The organism is Hallella faecis (genome assembly GCF_018789675.1).
Classification (GTDB): domain Bacteria; phylum Bacteroidota; class Bacteroidia; order Bacteroidales; family Bacteroidaceae; genus Prevotella; species Prevotella faecis.
In genome coordinates this window covers 1-378 of the sequence record NZ_JAHKBE010000173.1, presented here as the reverse complement: position 1 = coordinate 378, position 378 = coordinate 1, and the positions used below count along the sequence as shown (strand labels likewise).

The 378-nt window shown below is 51.1% G+C and carries 1 protein-coding gene; it reads left to right on the top strand.

Annotated features, from left to right (window positions below; genetic code table 11):
* The coding region (locus tag KM934_RS13010; RefSeq protein WP_215761051.1) for a transposase at positions 1–378 on the top strand (378 nt) is incomplete at both ends.

Below are 378 nucleotides of genomic sequence, written 5' to 3'. Positions count from 1 at the left end.
TCGCCGAGCTCATCAAGTCGGACGAGGAACTCACCGAGGTGTTCACCATCGTGACCTCGGTGCCTGGCATAGGAACGCAGAACGCCGTATGCCTGATGGTATACACCGACAACTTCCGTCGTTTCAACTACGATTCAAGGAAGATTGCCTGCTACTACGGCATAGCCCCATTTGGCAAAGATTCGGGTACCAGTGTGCATTCCGACCCTCATGTGCATTACATGGCGAACCGCCAAATAAAGGCCATGCTGACGCAGGCTGCACGGGCTGCAGTCAACTTCAATCCAGTTATGGCGAGGTACTATATGCGACTCGTAGAACGTGGAAAGAAGAAGCAGGTTGCACTGAACAATGTAAAGAACAAACTCATACATTTGG